We start from the raw sequence: 9,990 nt of genomic DNA, 5'->3' as shown, positions 1-9,990 counted from the left end.
AATTCATCGGAGGTCAATGGTTTCCCGTGTTGCGTTTAGGTTCCGTGCGAGATCAGTGCCGGTGTTCATGGTCCGCGTGCGAGGGATCGCCGGGGTGTTCGTGCCCATGGGCGTAGGTCACGCCGGCGCGTGCCTGGTCCAGCCAACCGAAGAAGGCCTTGCGGCCTGCTGCCTTGCGGAGCTCGCGTGAGATGCCTTCGCGGACCTCGTCGTAGGGCAGGAGGTCCTCCGGGGCCACGCCGTCGAAGGGGGCAACGCCTCGCCTCAACGCCTCCGGGGTGAGGAAGCGGTCGTGGTTGCGGGCGTAGTAGTCCCGTACGGCGGTCTCCGGCACCGTCTGTTCGGCTTCCAGGGCGGCGAGGAGGGTGCGGACGGCGGGGGAGTGGGTGAGGGCTGCGGCGACGATGCTTCCGAGGTCCGCTACGTCTGTCTCGGCGACGGCCAGGACGGAGACGGGTGACACCTCTTCCGGTACTTTCAGGCCCCGGTCGGCGCAGGCCCTTCGGGCGAGTTCGTCGGTGACGACTACTTGGGTGGCCCAGCGGCGGCGTTGTCTCGCGACAGAGGGTGCCTCTGGCTGCCGTCTGGCGGGTGCGGGGCCGTGGTGGCCGGTCGCGCCGTTCCCCGTACCCCTATGGGGCGCTGCAAGGAAGGCGTTCACTCGTGCTGTCGGGAGTGGTTCACCGCCTATCAGTGCCGCGTGTTCCTGCGTCACGGGGTCACCTCCAGGGCGATCGCCTTGGTGTAGGCCACGTGGCCGTTCCACGCGGCCTTCGCCATCAGCCAGTACGAGCCCGGTGGGATCGCGGAACCGTCCACCTCGATCGCGCACTCCACCTGTTCCCCGCCCGGCACCGTGAAGCCCCGCAGCCCGGGGCCCACGCCCCGCCACGTGCCCCACGACGACACCGTCCACAGCTGGCCGCCGACCGGGCCCCGTGTGGTGTTGTGCAGGCTCACCGGAACCTGAGCCCGCTCACCTCTGCGCACGGTGACCCGGTCGGCGTTCAGCTCGCACACCAGCCCCTGGCCGGCGGGCGGGCCGCCGGGCACGTCGAGGCCGACGACGTCCTCGTAGTGCTGACCGCCGTACGACAGCCGGGCCGTGAGCCAGTGGCGGCCGGGCTCGGCGTCCGGTGGCGGTGTCACCGTCACCTCGGCCAGCGAGAAGCCGCCGGGGCCGAGCGCGTACGGCAGTTCGGCGGGCTCCGCGGACCAGCCTGGCGGCACCTCGAAGACCACCGTGCCCTTCGTCGAGGTGTCGGTGAGCTCCGAGCCGATCCGGACCGTCGCCGTGACAGGGCCGGAGGCGGTCAGGGCCGTGGGGGAGAGGTAGACGGAGACGGGCATGTTGCCGCGTGGGGCGGGCCCGGAGTTGTGCAGCCAGTAGCGGGTGTGGACGGGCTGGGCGGGCTCGTGGGCGGCGACACCGGGGTCGGCCGTCGGCTCGGGAGCAAGTGGCGGCGTGGCCAGGACGGTGGCCACCTCGAAGCCGGTCAGCTCCGCCTCCAGAGCCCCCTCGCCGTCCGGGATCAGCGACTCCCCGGGCCTTTCCAGTACGTCCGCCCGGGCGCCCTCCGTCCAGGCGACCGGCCCGCGCACCCGGGCCCGCACCGGCCGTCCGTTCACCTCGTGCACGCGGACGACGACCCCGCGCCCCGGGTCCGCCGGTGTCGTGCCGCCCCGGGCCAGCGGGGAGCCCAGCGGCTTGAGGGCGTCGAGGAGCACCTCGCGGGCGGGCTCGACCGCCAGCAGGGAGGTCTTCCTGGGCAGGAGCGGGGACGTGCCCTCACCGCGCACCCGGGCCGTGAGCGGATGGTTGAACTCATGCCCGCGGGCGGGGAGTCGGAGGTCCCGCCAGTCACCCTCGCCCGCCACGACCGCGTACTCGAAGGTGTGCGACCAGCGCTGGAGCTGGAAGCCCGACCCGTCGGGGGCCGTGCGGCGGGGCGGGTCGACCCAGATGCCGGACGGCCAGCCGGTGCAGGAGCGCATCAGGGACATGTAGAGGTCTCCGGAGGAGGTGACCACACAGCCCGGTGTGCCGCGGTTCAGGACGGCGAAGCCGCGCCCGTCCCACGCGTCGCCCGGCGGCAGGGCCTCGCCACCGCCCGGCGCCGTGGCCGTGACGGTGAAGTCCTGCAGATCGGCGATCAGCGCGTCGACCGCCTTGGCGTCACCCGACGGGTCCGCGCCCGCGATCACCAGCAGCGGCAGGCGTTCCAGGTCGCGCAGGTCGGCGCCCGGCACCCACTCCTCGCGCAGCGAGGCGCGCGGTGCGACCCACACGGCCGCCACGCCCCGCTCGGCGACCTGGCGGCGCAGCTCGCGGTCTGCGGCCGGGTCCATGGCGAGTGCCTCGGCGACCAGGGAGTTGCGCTCCGGGCCGCCGACGGCGATCCGGATGTCGGGGAGGTTGGAGTCCACCTCCAGGTCTCCGTAGCGGGGGCCGCCCGCGATGGTCGAGGTGGCGGTGACGCCCGCGCGGACGAGGGCCGCCGCGAGCGGGGTGCCCAGCCCACCGGCCTCGTCCCAGTCGGTGTACACCAGTTCCGCGACACCGATGGCCCGTCTGCCGAGCGGCGCACCGGAGTCGTCGTGCAGGAGGACCCGGGCCGTGGACCCCAGGGCGAACCAGGTGTTGGCCGGGTTGTCCAGCGTCCACGGGAACTGCTCGCTGTCCACCTCCACGAAGCCGAAGCCGCGCCCGATCACCGCGTCGGCGACCTCGTGCACGGGCAGCCCGCCCCGCACGTCGGAGGGCCAGCGGACCCGGATCAGGCGGTCGGCGCCGTCGTAGCCGTCGATCGTCGTGGAGACGTCGAGGCGGTCGACGCCCGCCCAAAGGGTCAGCCGCTGGGTGTACGTGAAGAGGCCGAGGTCGGCGCGGACGGTGATCCTGGATCCGGCCGGGGAGTGATCGACATCGACGTCGGCGGTCACGTCACGGCCGCGCGCGGCGGTCGTGCCGGTCGGGGTGAGGTGCCAGGGGCCCTCGCCGAAGCGCGGGTGTCTCGGGAACTCCTCCTGGACGACGAGCTCGTTGCCGATCTCCCCGGCGGGCAGGAGCTCCCGGCCGCCCTCGGCCACGGCCCGCAGACTGCTCACGGCACCGCCGCGCGCCGCGTCGACCGTCACCTCGTAGAACTCGTTGCGGATGGTCGTCCCCTCGCCGGAGGCCCACCCGGGGAGGGAACCGGCCGCCAGGGGCAGGGTCTTGAGGCCCATGCCGGGCACCTGCGGGACGACGACCCGCAGGGTGCCGTCCTGCTCACGCACGGCCGGCAGCGGCTGGAAGTCGTCGCCGACGGGCACGAGGCCGGGGTCGTCGACGGTGAGCACGTCCTGGCGTTCCCAGGTCGTCGGGTTGAAGACCACCAGGTCCGGGCCGGTGCCCGGCTCGACCCGGTCGGCCAGCGCCTTGGTGGCATCCGCGTGCACGGTCTCGGCGAGGTCTACCAACTCCCGCCAGCCGGTGAGGAGATCGATGTACACCTGGTCCGACTCGGAGCCGGTGATGGCGTCGTGGTGGGCGCCGTAGACGAGGTGCCGCCAGGCCTTGTCGAGGGCCCCGTCCGGATAGGCGTGCCCGGTGACGAGGGAGGCGAGGGTCGCCCAGGCCTCCGCGTCGGCGAGGAGCGTCTCGCCGTGACGCTGGGCCTGCTTGGTGTCGATGTAGGAGACGTCCTTGCCGGTGTAGATCGGGTTCATGTCCCGGGTCTGCGGCGAGGCCTTGCGGCCCTCGGCGTCGAGTTCCGCGCGCACGGCGGCGAAGAAGTCCCGGGGGACGGCGCTGATGAACCGGGGCCAGACGTAACGGGCGTTCCAGTCCCGGTGGATGTCCATCACCCAGCGGCACGGCGGCGCGTAGTCCCCGCCGACGGGGAGCAGCACGTTGCGGGTGAGGGCGACCTTCTTGAGCCCCTGGAACAGCTTGAGGGCGGCGGCCTCCGCCTCGGACAGGGCGGGCGCGCTGTCGATCGCCCAGCCGGCGGCGTAGTGGTTGACCATGTACGCGGTCAGCAGCCCGCGCCCCGAGGGGGCGATCCACTCGAACTCGGCCGGGAACTGCATCCGCCCGGGATCGCGCGGCTCCTCCCCGAACACGGACATCGTCGGCCCCCACTGGTGGTGCGGCCCGCGCGCCCACGAACTGGATGTCACCCCCGCGTCCGCCATCAGCCCCGGGAACTGCGGGTCGTGCCCGAACGCGTCCAGTTGCCAGGCCGTCTCCGGGGACGCCCCGAGGATCGCGCGCTGGTATCCGTCGCCGTACAGCGCATTGCGTACGGTCGCCTCGGCGCCGGTGAGATTGGTGTTCGGCTCGTTGTAGGTGCCGCCCATGATCTCGACGCGGCCGGTGCGGATCAGCTCGCGCAGGAAGGCGCGCTCCTCCGGGAAGGCGCCCCAGTAGGGCTTGAGGTAGTCGACCTCGGCGAGCACGAAGGTGTACGCCGGGTCGCGCCGGGCCAGATCGCTGTGCGCCCGCACCAGGCTCATCCCGGAGTCGCCGCGGTAGCCGAAGGGGCGGGCGGGCAGGCCGGTGGAGGCGGGGTCGTCGACGACGTCCCAGGTCTCGGTGTAGGCGCCCTGGGTGTTCCACCAGACGGGGTCGTAGTGGAAGTGGCTGACCATGAACATGGTCCAGCCGGGCTCGGCGACCGTGAACTCTCCGGTGCCGTGCGCGCTCTCGTCGCCGTCGGTCGCGGTGACCGTGATGGGCCCGCCGTCGCCGGTCACGGGTATCTCGGCGCGCACGGTGCCGTTCTCGCCGACGGTGACGACCGTCTCTCCGACGCCGCGCCCCGCGACGGTGACGTGGACCGAACGACCCGGAAGGTGCTCGATGCCGGCGGCCACCACCTGGAGCGGCCGCTCGGGTGTACCGACGAACAACTCGGTCGACTCAACAGCGGTGACACGCATGGGGCTCCTACGAGATGACTCGGGGGAGCCCCATCCTGGCACTGAGGGGATGATTCAAACAACCATCTTTGAGTTATCTCGGTGGTTCATCCATGCAAGATCGGACACCGTCAGCGCGTGCGGCGTGCCTTCACCGCGTGCCGCGGGGTGATGTGGTCGGTGAGCGCGAGGGAGGCGCTGGCCCGCTGGTAGGAGACCTGGCCGACGCGGACGTAGAGGCAGTCGATGATCATCAGGACGGAGTGCCGGCCGCCGATGCTGCCGGTGCGGAAGCTGGTCTCCGAGGTCGAGGAGATGAGCCGGATGTCGGCGGCCTTGGCCAGCGGGGAGCGCGGGTCGGTGGTGATGGCGATGGTGGTCGCGCCCCGCTCCTTGGCCGTCTCGAAGGGCTCGAGGGTCTCGCGGGTGGCGCCGGAGTGGGAGATGCCTATGGCCACGTCGGCGGGGGTGAGCAGGGCCGCGGAGGTGGCCGCGCCGTGCACCTCGGTCCAGCCGCGGACCTGGCAGCCGATGCGGAACAGCCGGGTCTCGGTCTCCTGGGCGACCGCGCCACTGCCGCCGACGCCGTACACGTCGATGCGGCGGGCCTTGGCCAGGGCCTGGGCGGCGCGCTCCAGGGCGTCGAGGTCGATGCGCTCGATGGTCTGCTGGATCGCGCGCAGATCCGCGCTGCCCACCACCTGGACGACTCGCTCCAGGCTGTCGTCCGGCGAGATGTCGGGGCCGATCTCGGCCGAACCCCAGTCGGAGACCTCGCCGCGGCCGCGCTCCTGGGCCAGTTCGATCAGCAGATGCTGGTAGGAGTCGAGTCCGATGGCGCGGCAGAACCGGGTCACCGTGGCCTGCGAGGTCCCGGTGCGGCGGCCCAGCTCGGCGGCCGAGCAGTGGGTGACGGCGGCCGGATCCTCCAGGATCAGCTCGCCGACCTTCCGCAGGGAACCGGCCAGCCGGGGCAGCTCGGTGCGGATCAGGGTGGTGACGTCGGTCGGAGGCATGGAAAGAAGGTATCAGCCACCCTTAGGGCCTCTGATTGAATACCAGGACCGCACCATGGTTTATTGATTCATCGATGGGTGGTTGTATGGTGGTTCAATCCATCAGTGGGGAGTGTCGCGTGTCCGTCGAGTCAGTCAGCGCCCAGGGCTTCGCCGAACAGAGCCTGGACGTCCTCCGTCACGTCACCGAGTCCGCCCGCGAGGATGTGCGCCGCGCCGCCGAGCTGATCGCCGACTGCATCCGCGCCGAGGGTGTGATCCATGCCTTCGGCACCGGTCACTCCCAGGCGATGGTCCTGGAGGTCGCGGGCCGCGCGGGCGGTCTCGTGCCCACGAACCGGCTCCAGATCTCCGACCTCGTCCTGTACGGCGGTGACGACCCGAGCGTCCTCGACGACCCGCTGCTGGAGCGGGAGCCGGGGGTGGCCGTCCGCCTCTACGACCTGGCTGCGCCGCATGCCCGGGACCTGTTCGTCATCATCTCCAACTCCGGCGTCAACAACGTCATCGTGGAGATGGCGCTGCATGCCAGGCAGCAGGGGCACAAGGTCCTCGCGATCACCTCTCTCACTCACACGGCGGCCGTGCCGGCCGGACACACGAGCGGGAAGAAGCTCGTGGACCTGGCGGATGTGGTGCTGGACAACGCGGCGCCGGTCGGGGATGCGTTGCTGTCGTTGCCGGGGGGTGGGGCGGTGGGGGCGCTGTCCACCCTGACCGGTGTGATGCTGGTGCAGATGGCGGTTGCGGAGGCTTCGGGGCTGCTGCTCGCCTCCGGTGAGCGGCCGCCGGTGTATGTCTCGGCCAACGTGCCCGGCGGGTTCGAGGGCAACCTGGAGCTGGAGAAGCGGTACGCGGGGCGGGTTCGGCGTACGGCGAGTTAGTGCTGCTCGGGCGGGGGTTGCGGGGAAGGTGGGGGCTGGTCGCGCCCACGCGGCGGTGGCCGCAGATTCGACACAGCCCCGCGCCCCTTTAGGGAGTTAGTGCCACCGCCAGTGGATAGGCGCCCGTGGTGAAGCCTGTGCCGCTTCTGCCCGTGCTCGTGTCCACTGGTACCAGGGAGTTGCCGTCCGCCGTCGTGACGTACGCCGTGCTGCCGTTCCAGTTCAGGGCCACGTCGAACGCCGACTTTCCGACGGTCACCTGCTTGCCCGGTGCGCCGGTCACCGTGTCGACGGGGGTGACGGTGTCTCCGTTGCTCGGGCTGACCCACAGGGTCCGGCCGTCCGGTGACAGGGCGAGGCCGTATGCCTGGCCGGAGATCAGGAAGGTCGGTTCGGTCTCGTTCGTCGTCGTGTCGATCGGCGTCACCGTCGAGCCGCCGGAGTTGGAGACGTACACCGTCCTGCCGTCGGGGGCCGCCACCACGTTGAACGGGCTCGGACCGACCGGTATCGCCGCGCCCGCCTGGCCGGTGGTGAGGTCGACGGGGCTCACCGTGTTGTCGTGGATGTCGGCCACGTACAGGGTTCTGCCGTCGGGCGTGATCGCCATGTTCTCGGGACCGTCGCCGACCGGGACCGGAGTGCCGGTCCTCAGGGTGCCCGTGTCGATCGACTGCACCGTGCCGTCCGTGTAGTTGGCGACCCAGAGCGTGCCGCCGTCCGGGGTGAGCGCGAGTCCGGCGGGGACCTTGCCGACGGCGACGGTGGCGGTGACCGTGCCGCTCGACACGTCGATCACACTGACCGTGTCGGAGCCCTGGTTGGCGGCGTACGCGGTACGCCCGTCCGCGCTCACGACGACCTCGCCGGGGTTGTTGCCGACGGCGATGTTCCTGGTCGTGCCGGAGGACAGATCGATGGAACTCACCGACGCGCCACTGAAGTCGGCGGTCAGGGCGCGGGGCGTGCCGGTGCCGTCGGTGACCTGGACCGGGAGTGCGCGGTCCAGGATGCCGGTGCCCGACACGACGACGGAGTGGACTCCCTCGGTCTTCCCGGTGAGGGTGACGCTGACCTTGGCGTCCGGGGTGGTGGCCGTGCCCTCGGAGGGCGAGGCGGTGACGCCGTCGGGCACGTCGAGCTTCCAGCTCACGGTCCTGGCCTGCGTGTCGGAGAAGTCGAGGGTGACCGTGGCGGAGGCTCCGGGCGCGAGCGACACGGAGCCGGGCGAGAAGGCCGCGTCCACGCCGGGGTCGGGGGCGTTCTCCAGCATCGTGGTGTAGAGGAACCGGTCCATCACGCCCGGCGAGACCTGCTGCGGGATGGCGTCCAACTCCTTGCGTTCTTTCTGGAGTTGCTTCCAGTACGTGGAGACCGCGTCCGTGTCACCGCGCCGGTGGGCCAGCAGCAGATCCACGGCCGTTCCGCCCGCGCCGCCGTAGCGTCCGAGCTTGTCGAGCCAGGCGGACGTCTCGTCGAGGAACCCGGGGTTGTCGAGCCGGGCGCGCAACTGGGCGGGGGTGGCGGCCATGTCGGCGAAGTAGGCCTTCAACCGGGCTGCCGCTCGGTCGAGTCCGCTGTCCTGCTCGTAGGCCTTGCGGAAGGCGGCGATCAGCCGGGTGAGGGTGGGGGACTCGGTCGGGTCGAGCTGGGAGGAGTAGTTGTTCTCGGCGAAGATCCGCAGCCAGCCGGCGGCTTGGGGTCCTGCCAGGTCCTGGACCGAGGCGGCGAACGCCTTGCGCGGGTCGTAGGCGGTCGGGTTCCACAGATAGGCGGCCGAGGTGAACAGGGCGATCCGGCTCGCCTCGCCCTGGACCATCGGGTTGGCGGTCACGCCGGTGGCGGCGCTCGCCACGCCGGGTTCCCGGCCGGCGTAGGGGCCGAGGAGGAGACGGCTGGTGACGTAGTCGTTGACCGGGTAGTTGTCCCAGACCAGGATCGGGTGGCCGTAGACCTCGCGGGCCTGCTTCAGCTGCTCGGTGGTGATGGTGGGCGCGATGACGCCGACGCCGGTCCACTCGACGACCACGGACGGATCCAGCTGCTCCCTGAGGGCCTTCTTGTACGGGGAGTCGGCGAGGTCCGAGTACTCGGTGGGGACCATCTCCAGGGGCCGAAGTCCGGTGTGGTCGGCGGAGAACCGCTTCCACGCGGCGTTCAGCAGATGGGCCTGCGCGGCCCCCGCCGCACCACCGCCAGTGCCGAACTCCTTCTCGTCCTCGGGGCAGTTCCACTTGGTGTAGCTGATGTCGTCCAGCGGGATCGCGAAGGAGCGGACGCCGATGGCGTACAGCGAGTCGAACTTGGTGGTGAGCGCCTTGATGTCGGCGTCCGACGAGTAGCAGACCGACAGACCGGGGGAGAGGGCGTAGGTGAAGCGGACGTGGTCGGCGTCGGCCCGGTCGACCAGTTCCTTCAGCCGGCCCAGCGCCGCGGCCGGGTACGCGTCCCGCCAGCGGGCGCGCAGGTAGTCGTCGTCCTTGGGGGAGTAGACGTAGACGTTCTGCTTCGTCCGGCCGTAGAAGTCGAGTTGGGCGAGTCGCTCGGCGTGCGTCCAGGGGGTGCCGTAGAAGCCCTCGATGACTCCGCGGAGGGCGGCGGTGGGCCAGTCCCGCACCTTGACCACGGGCAACTGGCTTTTGTCGTTCAGGAGTTGGCGCAGGGTCTGGGCGGCGTAGAAGGTGCCGGTGGTGTCGACGCCGGAGAGGGCGAGGAGGGCCCGACCGTGGCTGCGGCCGGAGGCCAGGACGTAACCGCCGGTGGCGAGACCGGACGGGGAGTCGGCGCCGAGTTGTTTCAGGGTCCGGGCGGTGGCGCTGTTCTCGCCGGGGCCGCCGAGGTAGACGGTCAGGCCGGACGGGGGTGGCCGGTCGCCGGCGTCGACCTTCGTGATGCGGTCGGCTCCGGCGGCCTTGAGGGCCGCCTCGACGACCTTTCGGGCCGAGGGATCGGTACCGGGGCCGACGACTTCGACGACCCGGTCGGGAACGAGGAGCCGGCCGGGTCCGACGGTGATCTTCTGAGGGGTCGGCCAGACCTCCGGCACCGCCTGCCGGGGGCCGGCCGAGGCGGGGGCCGCCGGGGCCGCGAGGCCCACGGCCAGCAGCAGGGCGGCGGCCACACATCTGAGATTGATGAATGAATCCACCTGAGGATGCTAGGAGTGTTGAATGCATCATTCAATG

The 9,990-nt window shown here is 71.3% G+C and carries 5 protein-coding genes; 1 reads left to right on the top strand and 4 read right to left on the bottom strand.

The annotated features are described in order from the left end of the window. Positions 1–52 precede the first annotated feature (52 nt). The 3 genes from OG841_RS11450 to OG841_RS11440 form a co-directional block, all read right to left on the bottom strand. The gene (locus OG841_RS11450; RefSeq protein ID WP_328641505.1) at positions 53–715 is read right to left on the bottom strand and encodes a peptidyl-prolyl cis-trans isomerase; all 663 of its coding nucleotides are present in this window, start codon (positions 713–715) and stop codon (positions 53–55) included. Further along, positions 712–4,926: an NEW3 domain-containing protein gene (locus tag OG841_RS11445; RefSeq protein WP_371564744.1), complete on the bottom strand. Its 4,215-nt coding sequence runs from the start codon at positions 4,924–4,926 to the stop codon at positions 712–714. Before OG841_RS11445 ends, OG841_RS11450 begins: the two co-directional genes overlap by 4 nt. Before the next feature lie 110 nt (positions 4,927–5,036). After that, positions 5,037–5,921 carry a MurR/RpiR family transcriptional regulator gene (locus OG841_RS11440; protein WP_328641507.1) on the bottom strand — a complete coding sequence of 295 codons (885 nt, stop codon included), beginning with the start codon at positions 5,919–5,921 and terminating at the stop codon, positions 5,037–5,039. Positions 5,922–6,040: 119 nt separating this feature from the next. On the opposite strand from OG841_RS11440, the gene OG841_RS11435 reads away from it, so the two are divergent. Then, the gene (locus OG841_RS11435; RefSeq protein WP_365115448.1) at positions 6,041–6,805 is read left to right on the top strand and encodes an SIS domain-containing protein; all 765 of its coding nucleotides are present in this window, start codon (positions 6,041–6,043) and stop codon (positions 6,803–6,805) included. Between the two features lie 88 nt (positions 6,806–6,893). Here OG841_RS11435 and OG841_RS11430 read toward each other — a convergent pair whose 3' ends face one another. After that, entirely contained in the window at positions 6,894–9,953 is a 3,060-nt protein-coding gene (locus OG841_RS11430; RefSeq protein ID WP_365115446.1) for a beta-N-acetylglucosaminidase domain-containing protein, read from the bottom strand. Positions 9,954–9,990: the final 37 nt, after the last annotated feature.

The organism is Streptomyces canus (genome assembly GCF_041435015.1).
In the GTDB taxonomy this organism is placed as follows: Bacteria; Actinomycetota; Actinomycetes; order Streptomycetales; family Streptomycetaceae; genus Streptomyces; species Streptomyces canus_G.
The sequence above is the reverse complement of the archived record's forward strand: the minus strand, read 5'-3'. Positions and strand labels throughout refer to the sequence as shown.

Coding starts and splice junctions, on each gene's coding strand:
- OG841_RS11445 (WP_371564744.1), bottom strand. CDS start 4,926: ATGCGTGTCACCGCTGTTGAGTCGACCGAGTTGTTCGTCGGTACACCC.
- OG841_RS11440 (WP_328641507.1), bottom strand. CDS start 5,921: ATGCCTCCGACCGACGTCACCACCCTGATCCGCACCGAGCTGCCCCGG.